Annotated in this window: 19 protein-coding genes; 10 read left to right on the top strand and 9 right to left on the bottom strand. The window is 74.7% G+C overall.

What is annotated here, in order from left to right; translation table 11 throughout:
• Nucleotides 1-181: 181 nt before the first annotated feature.
• Nucleotides 182-1,678 (bottom strand): tyrosinase family protein, encoded by a 1,497-nt coding sequence (locus tag ACIPSC_RS08545; RefSeq protein ID WP_400824256.1) that lies wholly within the window; start codon nucleotides 1,676-1,678, stop codon nucleotides 182-184.
• A gap of 284 nt (nucleotides 1,679-1,962) precedes the next feature.
• Here ACIPSC_RS08545 and ACIPSC_RS08540 point away from each other — a divergent pair, with 284 nt between their 5' ends.
• Nucleotides 1,963-2,418, top strand: coding sequence for a VOC family protein (locus ACIPSC_RS08540; protein WP_400824255.1), 456 nt, complete (start codon nucleotides 1,963-1,965; stop codon nucleotides 2,416-2,418).
• 43 nt (nucleotides 2,419-2,461) lie between these two features.
• On the opposite strand, the gene ACIPSC_RS08535 is transcribed toward ACIPSC_RS08540, so the two are convergent.
• Together ACIPSC_RS08535 and ACIPSC_RS08530 are read right to left on the bottom strand one after the other, a co-directional pair.
• Complete coding sequence (locus ACIPSC_RS08535) at nucleotides 2,462-2,764, bottom strand: DUF1905 domain-containing protein (protein WP_400824254.1); 303 nt, start codon at nucleotides 2,762-2,764, stop codon at nucleotides 2,462-2,464.
• 130 nt (nucleotides 2,765-2,894) lie between these two features.
• A complete protein-coding gene (locus tag ACIPSC_RS08530) occupies nucleotides 2,895-4,196 on the bottom strand; it encodes an MFS transporter (RefSeq protein ID WP_400824253.1) in 1,302 nt (433 codons plus the stop codon).
• Nucleotides 4,197-4,335: 139 nt separating this feature from the next.
• Here ACIPSC_RS08530 and ACIPSC_RS08525 point away from each other — a divergent pair, with 139 nt between their 5' ends.
• The 6 genes from ACIPSC_RS08525 (at nucleotide 4,336) to ACIPSC_RS08500 (ending at nucleotide 10,270) form a co-directional block, all read left to right on the top strand.
• Entirely contained in the window at nucleotides 4,336-5,259 is a 924-nt protein-coding gene (locus ACIPSC_RS08525) for a LysR family transcriptional regulator (RefSeq protein ID WP_400824252.1), read from the top strand.
• Nucleotides 5,260-5,449: 190 nt separating this feature from the next.
• Complete coding sequence (locus tag ACIPSC_RS08520) at nucleotides 5,450-6,040, top strand: hypothetical protein (RefSeq protein ID WP_400824250.1); 591 nt, start codon at nucleotides 5,450-5,452, stop codon at nucleotides 6,038-6,040.
• 269 nt (nucleotides 6,041-6,309) lie between these two features.
• On the top strand, nucleotides 6,310-7,197 hold the full coding sequence (locus tag ACIPSC_RS08515) for an SIS domain-containing protein (protein WP_400824249.1): 888 nt from the start codon (nucleotides 6,310-6,312) through the stop codon (nucleotides 7,195-7,197).
• The gene (locus ACIPSC_RS08510) at nucleotides 7,194-8,387 is read left to right on the top strand and encodes an ROK family protein (protein ID WP_400824248.1); all 1,194 of its coding nucleotides are present in this window, start codon (nucleotides 7,194-7,196) and stop codon (nucleotides 8,385-8,387) included. The genes ACIPSC_RS08515 and ACIPSC_RS08510 overlap by 4 nt, the downstream gene beginning before the upstream one ends.
• A complete protein-coding gene (locus ACIPSC_RS08505) occupies nucleotides 8,384-9,307 on the top strand; it encodes a 1-phosphofructokinase family hexose kinase (protein WP_400824247.1) in 924 nt (307 codons plus the stop codon). Before ACIPSC_RS08510 ends, ACIPSC_RS08505 begins: the two co-directional genes overlap by 4 nt.
• A gap of 99 nt (nucleotides 9,308-9,406) precedes the next feature.
• On the top strand, nucleotides 9,407-10,270 hold the full coding sequence (locus ACIPSC_RS08500) for a ketose-bisphosphate aldolase (protein ID WP_400824246.1): 864 nt from the start codon (nucleotides 9,407-9,409) through the stop codon (nucleotides 10,268-10,270).
• A 91-nt stretch (nucleotides 10,271-10,361) separates the two neighbouring features.
• Here the strand turns inward: ACIPSC_RS08500 and ACIPSC_RS08495 are convergent, their stop codons facing one another.
• The gene (locus tag ACIPSC_RS08495; RefSeq protein ID WP_400824245.1) at nucleotides 10,362-11,120 is read right to left on the bottom strand and encodes a DeoR/GlpR family DNA-binding transcription regulator; all 759 of its coding nucleotides are present in this window, start codon (nucleotides 11,118-11,120) and stop codon (nucleotides 10,362-10,364) included.
• A gap of 310 nt (nucleotides 11,121-11,430) precedes the next feature.
• On the opposite strand from ACIPSC_RS08495, the gene nagA reads away from it, so the two are divergent.
• The 3 genes from nagA to ACIPSC_RS08480 all read left to right on the top strand — a co-directional run bounded on the left by nagA (nucleotide 11,431) and on the right by ACIPSC_RS08480 (nucleotide 14,708).
• Entirely contained in the window at nucleotides 11,431-12,603 is a 1,173-nt protein-coding gene (gene nagA, locus ACIPSC_RS08490) for an N-acetylglucosamine-6-phosphate deacetylase (protein ID WP_400824244.1), read from the top strand.
• Nucleotides 12,604-12,714: 111 nt separating this feature from the next.
• The gene (locus tag ACIPSC_RS08485; RefSeq protein ID WP_400824243.1) at nucleotides 12,715-13,629 is read left to right on the top strand and encodes a hypothetical protein; all 915 of its coding nucleotides are present in this window, start codon (nucleotides 12,715-12,717) and stop codon (nucleotides 13,627-13,629) included.
• Between the two features lie 95 nt (nucleotides 13,630-13,724).
• The gene (locus ACIPSC_RS08480; protein WP_400824242.1) at nucleotides 13,725-14,708 is read left to right on the top strand and encodes an aldo/keto reductase; all 984 of its coding nucleotides are present in this window, start codon (nucleotides 13,725-13,727) and stop codon (nucleotides 14,706-14,708) included.
• Nucleotides 14,709-14,775: 67 nt separating this feature from the next.
• Here the strand turns inward: ACIPSC_RS08480 and ACIPSC_RS08475 are convergent, their stop codons facing one another.
• The 5 genes from ACIPSC_RS08475 to ACIPSC_RS08455 all read right to left on the bottom strand — a co-directional run bounded on the left by ACIPSC_RS08475 (nucleotide 14,776) and on the right by ACIPSC_RS08455 (nucleotide 19,450).
• Nucleotides 14,776-16,311: a cytochrome P450 gene (locus ACIPSC_RS08475; RefSeq protein ID WP_400824241.1), complete on the bottom strand. Its 1,536-nt coding sequence runs from the start codon at nucleotides 16,309-16,311 to the stop codon at nucleotides 14,776-14,778.
• 86 nt (nucleotides 16,312-16,397) lie between these two features.
• On the bottom strand, nucleotides 16,398-17,012 hold the full coding sequence (locus ACIPSC_RS08470; RefSeq protein ID WP_395292581.1) for a GTP-binding protein: 615 nt from the start codon (nucleotides 17,010-17,012) through the stop codon (nucleotides 16,398-16,400).
• Nucleotides 16,993-17,352 carry a DUF742 domain-containing protein gene (locus ACIPSC_RS08465; RefSeq protein ID WP_400824240.1) on the bottom strand — a complete coding sequence of 120 codons (360 nt, stop codon included), beginning with the start codon at nucleotides 17,350-17,352 and terminating at the stop codon, nucleotides 16,993-16,995. Before ACIPSC_RS08465 ends, ACIPSC_RS08470 begins: the two co-directional genes overlap by 20 nt.
• Nucleotides 17,349-17,756 carry a roadblock/LC7 domain-containing protein gene (locus ACIPSC_RS08460; protein WP_238950843.1) on the bottom strand — a complete coding sequence of 136 codons (408 nt, stop codon included), beginning with the start codon at nucleotides 17,754-17,756 and terminating at the stop codon, nucleotides 17,349-17,351. The genes ACIPSC_RS08465 and ACIPSC_RS08460 overlap by 4 nt, the downstream gene beginning before the upstream one ends.
• Nucleotides 17,753-19,450: an ATP-binding protein gene (locus ACIPSC_RS08455; RefSeq protein ID WP_400824239.1), complete on the bottom strand. Its 1,698-nt coding sequence runs from the start codon at nucleotides 19,448-19,450 to the stop codon at nucleotides 17,753-17,755. The genes ACIPSC_RS08460 and ACIPSC_RS08455 overlap by 4 nt, the downstream gene beginning before the upstream one ends.
• Nucleotides 19,451-19,871: the final 421 nt, after the last annotated feature.

Here is a 19,871-nt window from a genome sequence, read left to right as displayed (position 1 = left end):
GAACACTCACTCCTGGTCTCGAACGGGCGGCCGGTGCGGCATCGCGGCGCTCGTCCCACGCCCGCCCCGGCCCGCCGACGCGTGCTGCGCCGACATCACAGGAGACCGACGGGCGGGACGGCGATAACGCAAATTGATCGCACGAACCGCGAACCCGCCCGCTTTCGACCGGAAGCGGCCGTTACGCCTCTCCCACCAGGAGCCGCGCGTTGATGGTGGGATTGCCCGCCTGTGCGATCGGGAAGGCCGTACCGATCTCCCCGGAATGCCGGGGCACGTCGATGCGAACGGTCAGTGTCCGGTCGAGGAGCTGCTCCTGGGACATCCGGAAGTCGATGTTGACGATGCCGTTCTTGACGCAATTCGAACAGGCCTGCGGATCGTTCGGTTGGAAGAAGAAGCGCTTCGCGATCGGCTCGCCGTCGGCGAGCAGGCTCACGACGAACGACCCCGGGATGTTCAGCCGGTGGATCCCCTTCACCCGCACCGAGACCGGGCTGGCGCTCCGGAACGAGAAGGTGCGGGCGGCGTCCATGCTTCCGGAGAGATTCTCCATCGCGCCGGCCAAGGGGGCGCCGAGTTCCAGTCGGTCGTACGAGGCGTCGGCTTCGATCGTCTGCTCGGCGGTCTCGGTGTACGGGTCCAGCGTGTTGAAGGGCGGAAACGTCAGCCAGTCGGTGTTCGGCCCCACTGTGGTCTTGAATCCGGCCAGCGTGGTCGCGCCGGCACGTGTCTGCCAGCTCAGCCAGAGGCGGTCGATGTTGCAGTGGAAGAACCAGAACACGGGGTCGAAGGACGCGACGTTCTGGTCGCCCATCGTCGGTCCGATCGATCCGTGGCCACTGTCGTGAGCCTGGATCGAGAACTTCTGGTAACCGTTCACGTTGTACGCGCCCCACAGTGACTGGGCCAATGACGTGGCGGTGTCCTCCAGGACCCCGTAGATCTTCACATTCTGCTCGATGTCGGTGGCCGGGAACCGCTGGGTGGTGTACGGGAAGTATCCGGCCAGCGGCGGCTTCAGGGTGGCGCCGGGATCGGTCGGCAGAACGTACTCGTCGAACGGTGGATACTGCAGCCGGTCCGGCAGCGCGGTCGCGATGTCCCAGTACGGAAGCGTCACGTCCTCGCAACCCGGGACGGAGCGCAGCGCGTCCTCGAACACGCGCAGGTGCACGCGGTGCCAGGGCTTGAAGCGGTCTTCGCGGTGCAGGCACCAACTGTTCGGGAGCCCGTGATGTCCGGCCAGGGCGAAGTAGCTGTCCGGAGCCGCCGGGTCGCGGGCCATGATGCCGGTGAACGCCGTCTTCAGCTTGTCGAACTCGGCATCGCTCAGCGTCGTGATGTCCTTGCGCAGCCGGGTCGGCGGCTGGGCGACGGTCGGCGGCTCGACCGGCGTCGCCGTACCGAGCGGGAATCCGTTGATGATCCAGTTCCGGAACGTCTGCGAGCGTGCGGCACTCCACTTCCCCGCCTCGTCCTTGGGCATGTCCCCGCCCGGCTGAGTGGTGTGTGCGTAGATGGCCAGCGCGTTCCTCTTCGCCCCGTCGTAGGTGCCGAGCTCGATTCCTCTCACGGCCATGTGTTCCACGTCCTCGGGGCGGAAGAAGAAGCGGATGTCCGCCATGTAAGTCGGTGCTGCGACGACTTGATCAACTGTCGGACTGGTCTCGGTCATGGTCATGCTTCCTCCTGGGCTTCGGACGGGCGAGTCGATCGGATGCGAATCAACACCTGCCAATGGTCCGCGGCGCATCGACCGGCTGCCAGGGGGGCTGGTCCGGATGGGCTCGGGGGGTCGGGGAGGGGGGATGCCCCCGGGGCGCCGGCGAGCCCGGTCAGGGCGCCGATGGGCGTCGTGCCGGGCTGCAGGGCCGGCGCCACCAGGGGGAACTCCTTCGGCGCAGGGCCAGGGCGGGAACGGTGGCCGGTGCCGGCGGATCCGCGTGGCATCCTCCGGGTATGGAGACGACGTTGCAGCTGGTGATCGACTGCGCCGACCCGCGCAGGCTGGTGAGCTTCTGGGCCGAGGCTCTGGGCTACGTGCCGGAGCCTCCGCCGGGCGGCCACGCCACGTGGCGGGAGTACTGGGCGGACATGGGCGTGCCCGCGGAGGAGCTGCCGGCCGGGGCCGGGGAGACGCCGGAGTCGATCGTCGATCCGGACGGGCGGGGGCCGCGGGTCTGGTTCCAGCAGGTCCCCGAGCCGAAGGTCGCCAAGAACCGGCTGCACCTCGACCTGAAGGTGGGCGGAGGGCGCGAGGTCCCGCTGGCGGTCCGCATCCAGCGGGTCACCACCAAGGTGGAACGGCTCACCGAGGCCGGTGCCACCGTGCTGCGGATCATGGACGAGCCGGACATGGCGTACTACGCCGTCGTCCTTCAGGACCCCGAGGGCAACGAGTTCTGCGTGGTCTAGGCCGGACGGAGCCTCGGCCGGGGCGGGTCCGGTCGTCCGGACGTCAGATGTCGAGCAGCTCGACCGTCACCGACGCGGTGTCACCCGACTCCAGGCCTTCGGCCTTGCGGACCGCGCGCTTGACCGGCAGCACGTAGCGGCCGCGAGCGCTGTCCGGGAAGATCGAGGTCTGCCAGGTGCTGCCGCCGACGGTGACCTGTACGCGACGCGAGCCGAAGCCGCGCGGCGGCCCGCCCGGGTGGTCCCGGACCTCCTCGGACGCCTCGGCGGGCAGACTGACGAACGTCCAGCTGTCGGACCGTCGGGCGTCCCAGATCCACAGCTCGGCATCGAATTCGAAGCGCACGGCCCCAGCATGGCACGCGGCACCGACAACGGGCAGCGCCGCGACCTGCGCGCGGACAGTGATGATCATGATGGTGGTGATCGGGTGATCCGCTGTATTCGCCGGGCGGTCCCGCCGCTGGGCGGCCGGTTCACCGGGCCGTGCGGCCGGTCGTGCGCCCGGCGCCGTCGTGACCCGCCGCGTCGCCGGGTGGCTGGTCCGCGCCGAGCTCCCGCCGGGGGAGCAGCAGTGGCGTCGCCAGCGCCAAGAGACCCGCGATCGCGATCGCCGCGCGCGGGCCGGCGACGGCGGCCAGCACCCCCCAGAGTGCGGTGAACGCCGCGATGACGGCCTTGCCGGTGACGGACCAGGCCGCGAGGGTGCGGGCGAGACGGTCCGTCGGCGTGCGGTCGAGCCGGTGGGTGGCGAGCACGGGGTTGAACACGCCGACGCAGAGGATCAGTCCGAACTCGACCGCCATCACGAGCAGCAGCCCGCCCGGGCCCGGCCCGACGAGGGCCAGGCCAGGCAGCCAGCACACCCGCAGCACCCCGGTGGTCCGCAGGACCCGGTGCCGGCCGAACCGGGTGACCAGCCGCCCTGCCAGCCGCGAGCCGACCAGCCCGCCGACGCACGGCACGGCGAAGGCGAGCCCGTACTGCCAGGGCGCGAAGCCGAGCCCGCCGAGCATCAGGACGGCGAGCGGCGGCTCCGCCGCCATGATCAGGCCGTTCACCAGGACGGTGTTGAGGAACAGCGGGCGCAGTACCGGGTCGGTGAGCAGGTACCGCCACCCCTCGGCCAGGCCGGCGGGGCGCAGGAGCGGGGCCGCCGGATGCTCCGGTTGCGGCTCCCGCCCGCCGATGGCGCGCAGGCCCAGGGCGGAGAGAAGGTAGCTCACCGCGTCGGCGGCGATGGCCGCCACCGGGCCGAACAGGCCGGCCGCGGCGCCGCCCAGCGGTGGGCCCAGGATGGTGGTGGTCCAGGCAGTCGATTCGAACCTCGCGTTCGCGCGGAGCCGGTCGGCCGGTGGGACGAGCGCCTTGAGGTGGGCCCCGGAGGCCGCGCCGAAGGCGATGTCGGCGGCGGCGACGACCACCGCCACAACCAGTAGTTGGGCGAAGCCGAGCAGGCCGAGCGCGTACGCGGCCGGGACGCTGATCAGTGCGGCGAACCGCACGGCGTCCATCGCGCCCATCACCGGCCGCTTCCGGCGGAACTCCACCCACGGCCCGAGCGGCACCGCCACCACGGCGCCCACGGCGGCGCCGGCGGCCGCCAGGGCCGCCACCCGCGCCGGGCCGACGTGCAGGACCTGCAGCGCCACCAGCGGAAATGCGTTGAAGGCCAGCCGGGTGCCGAGTGCACTGACCGCGTATGCCGCCCACAGCCACCGGAACGGCCGCCCCAGGGGCGCCCCGGTTCCCCGCCGTCCCGCAACCGTCTCCGCCATGCCCGCCCCGCCTCTCGCCCGCCGCCGCCGACCGGCATCAAAGCGACCCGCGGGGCCCGGGGGCAAACAACCGCCCGGCGCCCCGGGCACAACCAGTGGTTGTGCCGCCTGGGTCGAGACGCACCCTAGGCTGGCGGGCATGGACCTCGAAGCCGTACGCACCTTCGTCGCGGTCGTGGACTCGGGCCGGTTCCAGGAGGCCGCGGCGGACCTTTCGATCACCCAGCAGGCCGTCTCCAAGCGCATCGCCGTGCTGGAGAAGGACCTCGGCGTGCGCCTGTTCACCCGCACCGCGCGCGGCGCCCGGCTCACCATCGACGGCCAGGCGTTCCTGCCGCACGCCCGCGAGCTGCTGCGGGCGGCCGAGCGGGCCGCGGACTCGGTCCGGCCGGGCCGCCGGGCGCTGCGCGTCGACGTGCTCGGCTCCCGGCTCGCGCCCTCGGCGCTGCTGCGCGAATTCCACCGGACGCACCCGGGCGTCGACCTCGACGTGGTGACCCTGTTCGACGCCGCGACCGCGCTCGCCGAGGTCGCCGCGGGCACGATCGACGCGACCTTCCGCGCCGTGACCGCGCCCGGCCTCCAACTGCCCGACGGCATCGAGGCGGCCCCGGCGCTGGACGAGCCGCACGACCTGCTCACCGGACCGGGCCACGCGCTCGCCGACGCCCGCTCGGTGACGCCGGCCGAGCTGCTCGGGCACCGGATCTGGATCCCCGGCATCGTCCCGGGGACGGAATGGGCCGCCTACTACGACGACCTCGCGGTCGCGTTCGGGCTCGGCATCGAGTCGACCGGCCCCAACTTCGGCATCGAGGGCCTGCTGGAGGTGATCGCCGACTCCACGACCCTGGCCAGCCTGGTCGGCGCGCAGACCCGGCTCGTCTGGCCCGCCGGCTGCGACCTCAGGCGCATCCCGGTGCTCGATCCGACCCCCGTCTACCCGCACTACCTGCTCTGGCACCGCGACAACGCCCACCCGGCCCTGGCCCTGCTCCGCCGCCACCTCGCGGTGCCGCCGTCCGGTCCGCAGCCGGTCTGGAAGCCCGACTGGGCCGACTGACCGGGGTTGGTCGGGTCGGGGGGGGCGCCTACGGGGGCACCCTAGGGGGCGCGCGCCGGGAACCCTGAGCTTCCTGGGAATTGTGTGACTGCTGTGATGAATGTGGCGCCTGTTCCGCGATAAGCTCCGCGCCGCATCCATGCAGTTTGCAGCCGGGCGGGAGCCCGGCGAATCAGGGGGACAACGACACATGACGAGCATTCAGCCGGACGCCTCATCGGAGACGACCGAGACGATCTCCGGCCCGGAGGGCGGCCGTGGCCGCCGGCTCTGGCTGTTCGGCGGGGCGGCGGTCGTGGGGGCGGCGATGGTGGTCGGGGCGGTGGTGGTCCTCGGCGGCGGTGAGGAGTCGGGGCCGAAGCAGACCCTCTGCGGGCTGGAGCGGGCCGACGGCACGCCGCTCGCTACCATCCTGCCCAAGGGGCGCCCGGGCACCGAACACCGCGAGGCGGCGGAGGCCAAGCACGTCCGCTGCGAGATCGAGGTCGACGGTGAGACCGCCGTCAACGTCAGCGTGACCGGTTTCGATCCCGAGGCGCCGGCGGAGCCCGGTCACGCGGACACGAAGGACCTGATCGGTCGGGGCGTCATGGCGGCCGGGCCGGGCGCGTCGGTGATGGACTACTGCGCCGGGGACCACTCCAAGGGCGTCATGGCGATGGTGAGCGTCGACACCGGCATCATCCCGAGGAAGTCCGCCGACCGGGATGCCATGACCAAGGCGCTGGGCAAGCTGACGGAGAAGGTCCTGGCCGACCAGCAGGGCCCGGTCTGCCGCTAGGGCCTGTCCGGTCGTTCGCCGGCGGACCCTCCGGGCCGCACCCACCGCTCCTCCCCGACGGGCGCGTTCTCCCCGGAGAACGCGCCCGTCGCCGTTCCCCGCGAGCCCCGCCGTCCCCGCCGCGTCCACCCCGGGAGTGCGCAGACGTCGCACGATGTCGCATCTTCGCGCAGAGATCTGCGCATCATGCTTCCACGATCTGTTCAAAGATGCTTGAATCGAGCGCAAAGAGATCAGTTATCGGCAAGCACTCACGATGGAGGTGGCCGATGGCGACCCATGTCGAGGCCGAGATCGCCAGCCAGCCGGACTGCTGGCGCCGCGCGGCGGAGCTCGCCCGGGCGGACTGCCCGGCGCTGCCCGAAGACGGCGAGCGGGTGGCGGTCGTCGGCTGCGGGACGTCGCTGTTCATGGGTCAGGCCTACGCCGGACTCCGGGAGGCGGCCGGACACGGCGTCACCGATGCCTTCGCCGCCTCCGAGTTCCCGGGCGTCCGCTCCTACGACCGGGTGCTCGCCCTCACCCGCTCCGGGACCACCACCGAAGTGCTGACCCTGCTGGCCGGGTTGCGCGGGCAGGTCCGCACCTCCGCGATCACCGCCGACCCGGACACCCCGGTGACGGGCGCGGCCGACGACCTCGCCGTCCTGGACTTCGCCGACGAGCGCTCCGTGGTGCAGACCCGGTTCGCCACCACGGCGCTCACCCTGCTCCGCGCCCGCCTGGGCCTGCACACCGAGGCGGTCGAGGCGGACGGTCGGCGCGCACTGGCCGAACCGCTGCCCGAAGGCCTCACGGCCTGCACCCAGTTCACCTTCCTCGGCACCGGCTGGACCGTCGGCCTGGCCAACGAGGCCGGGCTGAAGCTGCGCGAGGCGGCGCTCGCCTGGAGCGAGGCGTACCCGGCGATGGAGTACCGGCACGGACCGATCAGCATCGCCGCGCCGTCCACCGCCACCTGGATGCTCGGCACGGCGCCGGCCGGCCTCGCCGAGCAGGTGCGGGGGACCGGCGCGCGCTGGATCGAGGACGGGCTCGACCCGCTCGCCGCACTGGTCCGCGTCCACCGGCTGGCCGCGGTCCTCGCCGCCGCGAAGGGCCTGGACCCGGACCGGCCGCGCCACCTGACCCGCTCCGTGGTCCTCACCGGCTCATGAGCGTGCGCCACGCACCGCCCGGCCCCGCCCCCTCGGCCGGGGCCGGTTCCGCGCGGGCCGGCCTGACGGGCACTCGGCGCGCCGCGGCGGGGCCCGTCCGGGGCGGCCGCACCGCCGGGCACCGGGTCGTCGCCGTGGACGTCGGCGGCACCGGCATCAAGGCGGCGCTGCTCGACCGCGAGGCCGCCGTCCGCCACCGCGAGCACCGGGCGACCGGGCGCGAACGCGGCCCCGGGGCCGTCGTCGAAACGATCGTGGCGGTGGTCGCCGAGCTGCTCCGGCACGCCGAACGGCAGGGCACCGAGGTCGACGCCGTCGGCCTCGCCGTCCCCGGCATCGTCGACGAGACCACCGGCACCGGGGTCCACTCGGCCACCATCGGCTGGCGCGACGTCCCCTTCCGCGAGCTGCTGGCCGAGCGCACCGGCCTGCCGGTCGCCGTCACCCACGACGTGCGCGCCGGTGGCACGGCCGAGGCGCGGCTCGGCGCCGGGCGCGGAGCGGAGCGCTTCCTCTTCGTCCCGGTCGGTACGAGCATCGCGGCCGCCGTGATGACCGGCGGCCGGGCCGAGCCGGGCGCGCACCACCGGGCCGGGGAGATCGGCCACCTGGTGGTCCGCCCCGGTGGGGAGGCGTGCGCCTGCGGGGCGCTCGGCTGCGCAGAGGCCTACGCCTCGGCCGCCGCCGTGGCCCGCCGGTACGCCGGGGCGACCGGTCGGCGGGCCCCCGCGGAGGAGGTGGCCCGGCTGGCGGCCGCGGGCGACCGGGCGGCGTGCGCGGTGTGGGCCGAGGCGGTGGACGCCCTGGCCGACGCGCTGGCGACGGCCGCCCTGGTACTGGACCCGCCGCTGGTCGTGCTCGGCGGCGGGCTGGCCGAGTCCGGCCGCCTGCTGCTCGACCCGCTGGCCGCGGCCCTGGCCGCCCGTGCCCGGATCCTGGTCCCGCCGCGCCTGGTCCCCGCCGAGCTCGGGCCGGCCGCCGGCTGCCTGGGCGCCGGGCTGAGCGCCCTGGACGCGGTGGCCGCGCCGGCCGGCGCTCCCGCTGCACCCGGCCCGCCGCGCGGCCCTGCTCCGACGCCCGCCGCCGTCCCGACGCCCGCCGCCGTCCCGACGCCCGCCGCCGTCCCGACGCCCGCCTCCGCTCCGACGCCCGCCGCCGTCCCGACGCCCGGACGGACCACGGCGCCGTGATCGTGACCGTCACCCCCAACCCCGCGCTGGACGTCACCTACGCCGTGCCCGCGCTGCGCCCGCACACCACCCACCGGGTGGCCGCCGTCCACGAACAGGCCGGGGGCAAGGGCGTGAACGTCGCCCGTGTGCTGCACGCCCTGGGCCGCCCGGCCACCGCGCTGCTGCCGCTGGGCGGGCCCACCGGCGAAGTCATCCGCGCCGAGCTGGACCGGACCGGCCTCCCGTACCTGTCCGTCCCGCTCCGCCCCGGCGCCGTGACCCGGCGCACCGTCACCGTCGTCGACGAGGCCGACGCGACCGTCCTCAACGAGCCCGGGCCGGAGCTCACCGACGAGGACTGGGCGGCGGTCCTGGCGGGTGCCGCGGGCCTGCTGCCCGCCGCCCACACCCTGGTGCTGTCCGGCAGCCTGCCCCGCGGCCTGCGCCCGGGCGCCTACGGGGACCTGGTCCGCCTCGCCCACCGGCATGGCCTCCCGGTCGTCCTCGACGCGGGCGGGGCCGCGCTCACCGAGGCGCTGGCGGCCCGGCCGACGCTGGTCAAGCCCAACGCGGCCGAGCTGCGGGACGCCACCGGGATCGCGGACCCGCTCGCCGCCGCCCGGGCCCTGGCGGACGGCGGGGCGCGGGCGGTGGTCGCCTCGCTCGGGCCCGCCGGACTGCTGGCCGTCACCCCGGACGGCGCCTGGCACGCACGTCTCCCCGAAGGGCGCGTGGTGCGCGGGGGCAACCCGACCGGCGCGGGGGACGCGGCGGTGGCCGCGCTCGCCGCAGCCCTCGCCGACGGCGGCCCCTGGCCGCAGGCGCTCGCCGAGGCGGTGGCGCTGTCGGCCTCGGCCGTCCGGGCGCCGTACGCGGGCCACTTCGACCGGCAGGCGTACCTGCACGACCTTCCCCTGGTCCGGCTCTGCCCGGCCTGACCCGCCGCTCCCGCGAGGGCTCCGTCCGAGCCCGCCCGCCCCGCCGTGACCGCCCCGCCGCGACCGCCCCGGAACCCTCACGCACCCTCAGGAGAGCCCATGCCCCTGGCAGCCACCGGTGACCTGGTGGGCCGCGCCGCAGCCCGGCGCGGCGCCGTCGCCGCCTTCAACGTCATCACCCTGGAGCACATCGAGGCCGTCGTGGCCGCCGCTGAGGCGGCCGGGGCCCCGGTGATACTCCAGATCAGCGAGAACGCCGTGCGCTACCACGGTGGACGGCCGGGCCCGCTCGCCGCCGCCGCGGTGCGGTCCGCCGAGCCGAGCACCGTCCCGGTGGCGCTCCACCTGGACCACGTGACGAGCGACGGGCTGCTCCGTCAGGCCGCCGACTGCGGGTTCAGCTCGGTGATGTTCGACGCCGCACACCTGCCGTACGAGGAGAACGTCGCCGCCACCCGCGCGGCCGCCGCCTGGGCGCACGGTGCGGGGCTCTGGCTGGAGGCCGAACTCGGCGAGGTCGGCGGCAAGGACGGCCGGGGGCCGCTGGACGCGCACGCGCCCGGGGCCCGGACCCGGCCCGAGGAGGCCCGGCACTTCGTCGCCGAGACCGGCGTGGACGCCCTCGCCGTCGCCGTCGGCAGCACGCACGCCATGACCTCCCGCGACGCGCGGCTCGACCACACCCTGCTCGCCGACCTGCACGCGGCGCTGGACGTCCCGCTCGTCCTGCACGGCTCCTCCGGCGTCCCGGACGACGAGCTGCGGCGGGCGATCGGCGGTGGCATCACCAAGGTCAACATCGGCACGGCGCTGAGCATCGCGATGACGGCCGCCGTCCGCGCCCACCTCGCCGGCGACGAGCGCGCCGTCGACCCGCGCGGCTATCTCGCCGCCGGCCGCGGCGCCGTCACCGAGGCCGCCGCCCGGCTCCTGCCGACCATCGCGGCGGCCCCCGTCGCATGAGCCGCCCGGCGCAGCCGGCCGGGCGCACCCGCGCGGTCCGGCGCACCCGCGCTGCCCGACGAAGCCGGCCGGGCGCACCCGCCCCGGCGAGTCAGGCGCGGCGGACCTGCACCCCGCAGGCGGCGAAGGCCTTCTCCTGCGCGTCCGTCAGGCCGTCGTCCGTCACCAGGTCGTGGACCTCGGAGAGCGGGCAGATCCGCGCGAAGGTGACCCGGCCTGCCTTGGTGCTGTCGGCCAGGACGACCGCGCGGGCGCTGCTGCGCAGGAACGCCCGGTCGGTCTGGGCCTCCATCTCGTCGTGCGTGGTGCAGCCCTCCTCGGCCGTCAGGCCGTCCACCCCGATGAACGCGACGTCCAGGTGGTACTGGGAGAGCATCCGGTCGGCGGCCGGGCCGACCAGTTCGTAGCTCGCGGTGCGGGCGATGCCGCCGATCACCACCAGCCGCACCTCGGGCCGGACGATGAGGTCCGCGGCGACGTTCACGGCGTTGGTCACCACGGTGATGCCGCCGCGTTCGGCCAGCACCCGGGCCAGCTCGCTGGTGGTGGTGCCGCCGCTGAGGCCCACCACCGCGCCGTCCGGCACGAGTTCGGCGGCGGCCTGGGCGATCCTGCGCTTCTCCTCGCGCTGCTTCTCGCTGCGGTGGCGCAGCGGCAGTTCGAGGTTGACCGGGCCCGTCACCGCGCCGCCGCGCGTGCGGTGCAGCAGCCCCTGCTCGTGGAGCTCCTGGAGGTCCCGGCGGACGGTCGCGGTCGACACGCCCAGGAGACCGGCGAGTGCGTGCACATCGGCGCTCCCCGCTTCGGTGACGTGCGCAAGTATCCGGGCGGAGCGATCAGCTTTGAGCATGCCGCGAGTCTAAACCCGCAACCGGCCCGTTCGGCCTATTCGGGCGTGCTCGGCCCGGTAACAAGGGGTTGCGGGCCGGATTCGAGGCGGATTCGGGGCGTCCGAGGGGCTGGCCCGGCGCTCGAAGCTGACTATGATAGCGAGGATTCAAGCAACTTCACTCAGTCGATCCCCTCCGTCGCTGCTTCCGGACGTCCGTTCCTGCCCGGATTCCGCGCGCCCGCCGACAGGCCGCCGCGCGGGAGCACGCCCGCGCGGGAGCACGCCCGCCCGTCCAGATGTCCGTCCACGAGCCCAGGGGGGTGGCCGCGTGACTGTCGCGGACCGTACTGCACTGTCCGGCGCCCGGTTGGTTCTGCCGTCCGGGGTGGTCGAGGACGGCCGTCTGGTGGTGGAGGGCGCGGTGGTGGCCGGTGTCGGCGGCCCGGTGGCGCCGGGGGACCTCGATCTGTCGGGGTTCACGGTGGTGCCGGGGTTCGTGGACCTGCACGTGCACGGCGGTGGTGGTGCGTCGTACGCGTCGGGGGTCGCGGAGGAGGCGTTGCGGGTGGCGCGCACGCATCTGGAGCACGGCACGACGACGACGATGGCCTCGACGGTGACCGGGGAGATCGACGAGGTGGCGCGGCAGGCGGCGGTGCTGTCGGAGCTGGTGGAGGACGGCGTGCTGGCCGGGATCCACTTCGAGGGGCCGTTCATCTCGCACAACCGGTGCGGTGCGCACCGTCCGGACCTGTTGCGGGATCCGGATCCGGCGCTGGTGCGCAAGCTGGTGGACGCGGCGCGGGGGCGGGCGCGGATGGTGACGCTGGCGCCGGAGCTGCCGGGTGGGCTGGAGTCGGTGCGGATGCTGGCGGAGCTGGGGGTGGTGGCGGCGGTGGGGCACACCGACGCGGACTACGGGCGGACGCTGGAGGCGGTGGAGGCGGGGGCGACGGTGGCGACGCACCTGTTCAACGCGATGCCGGGGATCGCGCACCGGGCGCCGGGTCCGATCGTGGCGCTGCTGGAGGACGAGCGGGTCACGGTGGAGCTGATCAACGACGGGGTGCACCTGCATCCGTCGGTGCTGGATCTGGCGTACGGGACGGCGGGGGCGGCGCGGGTCGCGCTGATCACGGACGCGATGGGGGCGGCGGGGATGGGCGACGGGCTCTACCCGCTCGGCCCGCTCCAGGTCGAGGTCAAGGACGGCGTCGCGATGCTCGCCGACGGCAGTTCCATCGCGGGCTCGACGCTCACGCTCGACACCGTCCTGCGCCGCGCCCTGACCGTCAACGGGCTCACCCTCCCGCAGGCGGTCGCCGCCCTCTCCGCCACCCCGGCGCGGTTGCTCGGCCTCGGCGACCGGGTCGGCTCGCTGGAGCCCGGCAAGCAGGCCGACCTGGTCGTGCTCGACTCCGCGGGCTACGACCTGGTGGCCGTGATGCGCCGCGGCGAGTGGGCCGTCGGCGGCACGTTCCCCCGGGTGGGCACCGCCTGACGCACCGACGGCGGACTCGCGGCCCCGCCGGCCCGGCCGCGAGCCCGCCGGCCCGCCCTCGTGCGACCCCGCTGGTCAGAGCACCCCCGCCTCGCACATAGGGTCGAGTGCATGAAGTTCTTCCGGTCCAAGCCCTCGGTCCAATACGACCCCCATCTGACCGCGCTGACGGTCGACCAGGCCGACTACCTGCGCGGCCTGGTGCGCCAGTACCACGCCGCCCTCCCGCAGGTCGTCGTCGAGGGCGACGCCCTCCGCGCTCCGCAGGGCGTCAGGCCGCTGCACAACCTCGCCGAGCTCTGCCGCCGCGCCGACCCGCGCGAGTGGCCCCGCCTGGTGGAGCACCACTTCCGGGCCCTGGACGGCGCCGTGGACGCCACGCCGCAGGGATCCGACGAGATCCTCCGCTCGGTCTACCTGCGTCTGGTGGCCGACGACGCCTTCCCGCCCGCTGCTGCGGCGTCGTTCAGCTACGTCCGCCCGGTCGCCGCCGGGCTGCTGGAGGCCCTCGCCCTGGACCTCCCCGAGGCCGTCCGGATGCTCGACGACCCGTTCGTCGCCGAGGTGGGGCTGGAGCGGCTGCGTGCCGCCGGCCGCGCCAACCTGCTCCGGGAACCGGTCGAGTACGACACCGCCCAGGGCCAGGCCGGAGCGGCGATGCACATCGTGTCCGGCGAGTCGATGTTCGTGGCCAGCAAGGCGCTCGTCCTCGACGAGCTCGCCCGTACCCTGACCGGACGCGAACTCCCGCCCGAGGGTGCTCTGTTCACCGTTCCGAGCCGTCACTACCTGGTCTTCCACCCGCTGGTGGACGCCCGGGCCGTGGACGCGGTCAACGACCTCGCGGCCTTCGGCCTCGGCGCCTACCAGGACAACCCCGGCCCGCTCTCGCCCCGCCTCTACTGGTGGCGCCAGGGCGTGGTGACCTCGCTGACCGTGATCGACGACGCCACCCGCTCGTTCTCGGTCGCCCCGCCCGAGGAGCTGATGGCGATCCTGCGGCGCCTGCACGCCGCCGGCGCCTGACGCGCCCGCACACCCACACCCACCCACCGCCCGGCCGTTGCCGCGCGGGCGCGCCGTCCGGCGCTCCCGCGCGGCCGCCGTGAGAGGGTCGCCCCATGGAACAGCGCGTACTCGGCCGTACCGGCCGGCCCGTCTCGGTCGTGGGACTCGGCACCTGGCAGCTCGGCGCCGACTGGGGCGACGTGCGGGAGGAGGACGCCCTCGCCGTCCTGGACGCCTCGGTCGAGGCCGGCGTCACCCTCTTCGACACCGCCGACGTCTACGGCGACGGGCGCAGCGAGCAGTTGATCGGCCGCTACCTGAAGGGCAGGCCGGACGCGGAGGTCTTCGTCGCCACCAAGTTCGGCCGCCGCGTCGAGCAGCGCCCCGAGCACTACCACCTGGCCAACTTCCGGGCCTGGGCCGACCGTTCCCGGGCCAACCTGGGCGTGGAGCGGCTGGACCTGGTGCAGCTGCACTGTCCGCCGACGCCTGTCTACTCCTCGGACGAGGTGTTCGACGCGCTGGACACCCTGGTCGCCGAGGAGCGGATCGCCGCGTACGGCGTCAGCGTCGAGACCTGTGCCGAGGCGCTCACCGCGATCGCCCGGCCCGGCGTGGCGAGTGTCCAGATCATCCTCAACGCGTTCCGGCTCAAGCCGCTGGAGCAGGTGCTGCCCGCCGCCGCGGCGGCCGGGGTGGGGATCCTGGCCCGGGTCCCGCTCGCCTCCGGGCTGCTGTCCGGACGGTACACCGCGCAGACGACGTTCGCCGCCGACGACCACCGCACCTACAACCGGCAGGGCGAGGCCTTCGACCAGGGCGAGACGTTCTCCGGTGTGGACTTCGCCACCGGCGTCGAGGCCGCGGCGGAGTTCGCCGCCCTCACCCCGGGGGGCGCGACCCCGGCGCAGACCGCGCTGCGCTGGATCGTCCAGCAGCCCGGCGTGACCACCGTCATCCCCGGCGCGCGCAACCCCGAGCAGGCCCGCGCCAACGCGGGCACCGCGGCGCTGCCGGCCCTGCCCGAGGCCACCCTGGCCGCCGTCCGCGACCTCTACGACCGCAGGATCCGCCCCCAGGTCCACGACCGCTGGTGACCCGGTGCCGGGCCCGGCCCGTCCCGGGCGGGGGCGTCCGGCCCAGGATGCCCCCGCCCAGGGCCCGTCAGCGCCGGAACGGGGCGGTCAGCCGGCTCCACCAGCTGCGCCGCCGGCGCGGGAGCGCCACCCGGCCCGCCGGTTCCGGCGCCGACGCGGTGGCGCCGGGCGGTGGAGCCGGCACTGCGGCCGGTGCACCGTCCGCGCCGCCGGGAGCGGCCCCCGTGGCCTGCTGCGGCAGGGTGTCGTCCTCGCCGGGGAACCGCGGGCCGAAGCTCACCGGCAGCTCCACCAGGTGCTTGGAGATCCAGGCCGATGTCCAGGTCAACTCGGATTCCGGGACGGCCAGTTGGAGATCCGGGAGGCGGGTGAGCAGGATGTCGATGCCGGCCTCGGCGATGGCCCGGCCGATGTCCTGCCCGGGGCACTCGTGCGGCCCGCTGCCGAAGGCCAGGTGGGAGCGGTTGCCGTAGAGCGGCTTGGAGAGGTCCGGCCGGACGACCGGGTCGACGTTGCCGGCCGCGATGCCGATGAGGAGCATGTCGCCGGCCCTGATCTGCTGGCCGCCGAGCTCGGTGTCGCCGGTGGCCCAGCGGCCGGCGACCAGCGACATCGGCGCGGAGTCCCAGAGGACCTGGTCCAGGGCGTCCGGCACGGTCATGTGGCCGCCGGACAGGTGGGCGCGGAACCGCTCGTCGGTGAGGATCATCTTGAGGGTGTCCGCGATCAGGTTCACGGTGGTCTCGTTCGCGGCCAGCAGCACCACCCGCAGGTGCTCCAGCACCTCGTCGTCGGTGAGCCCGGCCTGGTGCTCCATCAGCCAGGAGACGAGGTCGGTGCCCGGCGAGGTCCGCTTGCGCTCCATCATCCGGCGCAGCGAGGCGACGACGTAGTCGTTGCTGGCGATCGCCGTCTCGGTGCCCTTCATGAGGTCCCGGGCGGCGTCCACCAGCCGGGGCCCGTACTCCTCCGGCATGCCGACCAGCTGGGTCATCACCAGCATCGGCAGGTGCTCGGCGAACTGGCTGACCAGGTCGGCCCGGCCGCTCGGCCCGAAGTCCCGGACCAGCTGGTCGGTGAAGCGGGTGACGTAGCGGCGGATCCCGCGCCGGTCGAAGCGGTTGAGGCTCTCCGTGACGGCGCCGCGCAGCCGCCGGTGCTCCTCGCCGTCGGCGAAGACGCAGAGAGGCTGCCAGGCGATCACCGGCATCAGCGGGGAGTCCGGGGTGACGCGCCCCTCCTGGAAGGCCGTCCAGCGGCGCGAGTCCCGGGAGAAGCGGGAGGGGGTGCGCAGGGCGGTGAGGTTGGCGGAGTGGCCGAGGACCAGCCAGGCCGGCAGGTCGCCGTGCAGCAGCACCGGGGCCACCTCGCCGTGCTCGGCACGCAGCTTCTCGTACAGGCCCGCCGGGTCGGCCTCGGCCTCCGGTCCGTAGATCCGCCGCAGGCCCGGGGCGTCGAGCCCGAGGCCGGAGGACCCGACCGGGTCCGGGCCGGCCGTGCCCAGCCCGGCGGTGTCCAGCCCGGCGGTGTCCAGCCCGTGGGCGGGGCAGCCGGGCGGCGGTGAGGCGGGCGTGGCGTCGTCGTCTGCGAAGGGGGTGGTCACTGTCTCTCCGGGGTGAGGGCGAAAGCGGTGGTGTACCGGGCCGGGTCGGAGCGCGCCCGGGGGAGCGCGCCCCGACGGGCGCCCGGTCACCCCGCCGGGGCCGCGAGGTCGTACAGGTAGCGCATCAGCGTGAGCAGGACGTCCCGGCTGGATTCGCGCCTGCGGGCGTCGCAGGTGATGATCGGCACCTCGGGCGTCAGGTCCAGGGCGGCCCGCAGCTCGTCGACCGGGTGGGCCGGCGACTCGGGGAAGGCGTTGACGGCGACGACGAACGGCACGCCGCGGTCCTCCAGCCGCCCGATCACCTCGAAGCTGACCTCCAGCCGCCGGGTGTCGACCAGCACGACCGCGCCGAGCGCGCCCTCGAACAGACCGTTCCAGAGGAACCAGAACCGCTCCTGCCCGGGCGTGCCGAACACGTACAGGACCAGCTCCTCGCTGATGCTGATCCGGCCGAAGTCCATCGCGACCGTGGTGGAGGTCTTGCGCTCGACGCCGGCGAGGTCGTCGACCCCGGCGCCCTCCTGGGTCATCGTCTCCTCGGTGGTCAGCGGGCGGATCTCGCTCACCGAGCCGACCAGGGTCGTCTTGCCGACGCCGAAGCCGCCCACGACCACGATCTTGACCGCCATCGTGGCCGTGTCCGGGAGGAGGTCCTCGCTCGCCGGGCCGACCAGCGTGTCAGAGTCTCTGAAGTCCATGCATCACCGCCTCCAACAGGGCACGGTCGGGGAGGATCGCCGCGGGGACGGAGGTACGGGCCTCGATCCGTTCCTCGGCGAGGAGATCGGTCAGCAGCACGGTGACCGCGCTCACCGGCAGCCGCAGGTACGCGGAGATCTCGGCGACCGAGAGCGGGGCACCGCAGATCCGCAGGATCGCGGCCTGCTCGGGCTGCATCGCCGGCGTCGGTTCGGCGCGCGCGACGATCAGGGTGACCAGGTCGAACGAGGTCTGTTCGGCCGGGCCGCTGCGCCCGCGGGTGATGACGTAGAGACGTTCGGGATCGCCGTCGTCCCAGTCCCGGTCGGCCTCGCTCATGCCACCTGCCCGCTGCTGCGCGGAGGCGTGCTGAGATGCTCGCCGATCCGGGCGACCAGGTCGCGCATCCGCTGGCCCATCAGACCGGCGTCGACGCCCTCGTCGGCGAGCACCGCGAGGAACGCCCGGGCTCCGGCGGCCATCAGGTAGAAGAAGCCGCCGCCCATCTCGATCACGACCAGCCGCATCCGGCCGTCGCCGTGCGGGAACTCGTGCCCCACGGCGGCGGCCAGGCTCTGCAGGCCGGCGCAGGCGGCGGCGAGGCGGTCCGCCGTGTCGGGCTCGGTGCCGTACTGGGCCATCCGCAGGCCGTCGGCGGACAGGACGATGACGTTCCGGACGTTCGGGACGCCCTCCGCCAGGTCCTTGAGCATCCAGTCCATGTTGGTCCGCTGCTGAATCACTGCTCGCCCTTCCCCGCCGACTCTTCGCTGCTGTGGGCGCCAGTACCGTGGCCGCCGGCGTCGTGCCCCTGTGCGCCGGTGCCCTGAGTGGTGGTGCCCTGCGCACCGGTGGCCCCGGAGCCGTGGCCGTTCACGGTCGGGCCGTCCGCCGTGGCCGCCGGTCCGGTGCCGTTCACCCCCTCGTGGAACGCCGCCAGCCACAGTCCGGGCTGGACGGGTTCCGGGGCCGGCTCGGGTACGGCCCGGGCCCCGGGGCGGCCCGTCCCGGGAACGGGTCTCCGGACGGGGGCCCCGTGCCGGCGGCGCTGCGGCAGGCCGTTCGCGGCGCGCTCGGTCACCACCGGGAGGTCGTCACCGGCCGCGGACGGCGCCGCGGCGGAGGACCGGAACGGGCCGGCCGCGGACCGCCCCGCGGACGAACCGGTCCCGGGCGGCGAGACCTTGCGCGCGCCCCACGGGGACCGGTCGAAGCCGGCCGCGGACGGGGCGGTGGACGGGTCCGGCCGCGAGGTCGAGGTGACGCCGATGCCGTGGGCGCGACCGGTCGCCGGGGCCGTGGTGATCAGCTCCTGCGGCACGATCAGCACCGCCCGGACCCCGCCGTAGGCGGAGTGCCGCAGCGACACCTGGAACCCGTACGCCTGGGCGAGCCGGCCGACCACGGCCAGGCCGAGCCGGGGCGTCTCGCCGAGGTCGTTGAGGTCGATGCCGGCCTGCGCCTCGCGGAGCATCCGCTCCGCCCGGGCCCGGCCCTCCTCGCTCAGGCTGAGGCCGCCGTCCTCGATCTCGATCGCGATCCCGGTCTGCACCTCGGCCGCCGTCAGGTGCACGCTGGTGTGCGGCGGCGAGTAGCGGGTGGCGTTGTCCAGCAGCTCGGCGACGGCGTGGATCAGCGGCTCGACGGCCGGGCCCACCACGGCGACGTCGGAGACCGGGTGCAGCTCCACCCGCTGGTAGTCCAGGATCCGGGACATGCCGCCGCGCAGCACGCTGTAGAGCGGCACCGAGCGGCTCCACTGGCGGCCGGGGCGGGCGCCGCCGAGGACGGCGATGCTGTCCGCGAGGCGGCCGATCAGCGCGTTGCCGTGGTCCAGGCGCAGCAGGTCGCCGAAGACGGCCGGGTCGTTGCCGTGCAGGTGCTCCATCTCGCGCAGCTCGTGGGCCTGGCGGTGGACGATCGCCTGCACCCGGCGGGCGATGTTGACGAAGGCCCGCTGGGCGGCCTCGCGCATGCCCTCCTCGTTGTCGACCGCCTCCAGGACGGTGCGCAGCACGGCGTGCAGGGCGGCCTGGAAGTCGGCGCCGACGACGGGGTTGTGGGACTCGTGGGCCTTCAGCACGTCCGTGCTGAACTCGCCGCGCTGGAGCCGGGCCACCGCCTCGGGCAGGGCGCTCGTGGCCAGCCGCACCGTCTCGGCCTCCTGCTCGGCCAGCCGGCGGCGCAGCTCTATCTCCTGCCGGGCGCTCTGTTCGCGCAGCGTCGCCAGGGCGCGCCCCCGGCGGGCCGTCTCGGCGGCGACCACGGCCACCGCCGTGGTCCCGACCGCTCCGCACCAGGCGACTCCGGCGCGGGCGCCGGCGGAGGCCACCGATGCGGCGGCGACGGCGACCGCCGCCGTCACGACCGTGGGCAGGAGCCACACCAGGACGGGAGTGGCGCGCCGGCCTCTGGGTGACGATCCAGCACCAAGCATCAGCATCCTCAAGCGACTCGTAGGGAAAGGGGGTTGAGAAGGACAAGGGTCGGGTGGTCCGGGCCCGGGGGCGGCACCCCGCGGTGGGTCGGCGGGCGGCTTTCGGCCATGTCCCGGGACTCCGGTTCGGGGCGCCCGCCCGGTCTGCCGGGATGGTGCCGGCACCAGTCCTACCGCGCCCCGGGCTCGCCGTGCCCGTGCCTGCGACCAGTTCGCCCATGCGAGGGGTAAGTGCCGAAAAGCACTTCCGGTGAGCGGCAGTTGGTGGTAGGGCGCACTCTCGGTGCGCCCCCGCGCACGCCGGGTCGGCGGGGCGGTCGAACGCCTCGGCGGGCCGCGTCCCAGGTCCGGCGGGTTGGGCCGGACACCCCCGGACCGGACGGGTGGAGGAACCTCGAACTCCCGTTCGCCGCGGGACGTG

It is taken from the genome of Kitasatospora sp. NPDC090091 (genome assembly GCF_044747365.1).
GTDB lineage: Bacteria > Actinomycetota > Actinomycetes > Streptomycetales > Streptomycetaceae > Kitasatospora.
Note: the sequence above shows the minus strand (reverse complement) of the source record. Positions and strands in the feature narration are given on the sequence as shown.

Coding starts and splice junctions, on each gene's coding strand:
- ACIPSC_RS08510 (WP_400824248.1), top strand. CDS start 7,194: ATGAGCGTGCGCCACGCACCGCCCGGCCCCGCCCCCTCGGCCGGGGCC.
- ACIPSC_RS08525 (WP_400824252.1), top strand. CDS start 4,336: ATGGACCTCGAAGCCGTACGCACCTTCGTCGCGGTCGTGGACTCGGGC.
- ACIPSC_RS08515 (WP_400824249.1), top strand. CDS start 6,310: ATGGCGACCCATGTCGAGGCCGAGATCGCCAGCCAGCCGGACTGCTGG.
- ACIPSC_RS08500 (WP_400824246.1), top strand. CDS start 9,407: ATGCCCCTGGCAGCCACCGGTGACCTGGTGGGCCGCGCCGCAGCCCGG.
- ACIPSC_RS08495 (WP_400824245.1), bottom strand. CDS start 11,120: ATGCTCAAAGCTGATCGCTCCGCCCGGATACTTGCGCACGTCACCGAA.
- ACIPSC_RS08545 (WP_400824256.1), bottom strand. CDS start 1,678: ATGACCGAGACCAGTCCGACAGTTGATCAAGTCGTCGCAGCACCGACT.
- ACIPSC_RS08455 (WP_400824239.1), bottom strand. CDS start 19,450: ATGCTTGGTGCTGGATCGTCACCCAGAGGCCGGCGCGCCACTCCCGTC.
- ACIPSC_RS08465 (WP_400824240.1), bottom strand. CDS start 17,352: ATGAGCGAGGCCGACCGGGACTGGGACGACGGCGATCCCGAACGTCTC.
- ACIPSC_RS08480 (WP_400824242.1), top strand. CDS start 13,725: ATGGAACAGCGCGTACTCGGCCGTACCGGCCGGCCCGTCTCGGTCGTG.
- ACIPSC_RS08520 (WP_400824250.1), top strand. CDS start 5,450: ATGACGAGCATTCAGCCGGACGCCTCATCGGAGACGACCGAGACGATC.
- ACIPSC_RS08540 (WP_400824255.1), top strand. CDS start 1,963: ATGGAGACGACGTTGCAGCTGGTGATCGACTGCGCCGACCCGCGCAGG.
- ACIPSC_RS08485 (WP_400824243.1), top strand. CDS start 12,715: ATGAAGTTCTTCCGGTCCAAGCCCTCGGTCCAATACGACCCCCATCTG.
- ACIPSC_RS08530 (WP_400824253.1), bottom strand. CDS start 4,196: ATGGCGGAGACGGTTGCGGGACGGCGGGGAACCGGGGCGCCCCTGGGG.
- ACIPSC_RS08470 (WP_395292581.1), bottom strand. CDS start 17,012: ATGGACTTCAGAGACTCTGACACGCTGGTCGGCCCGGCGAGCGAGGAC.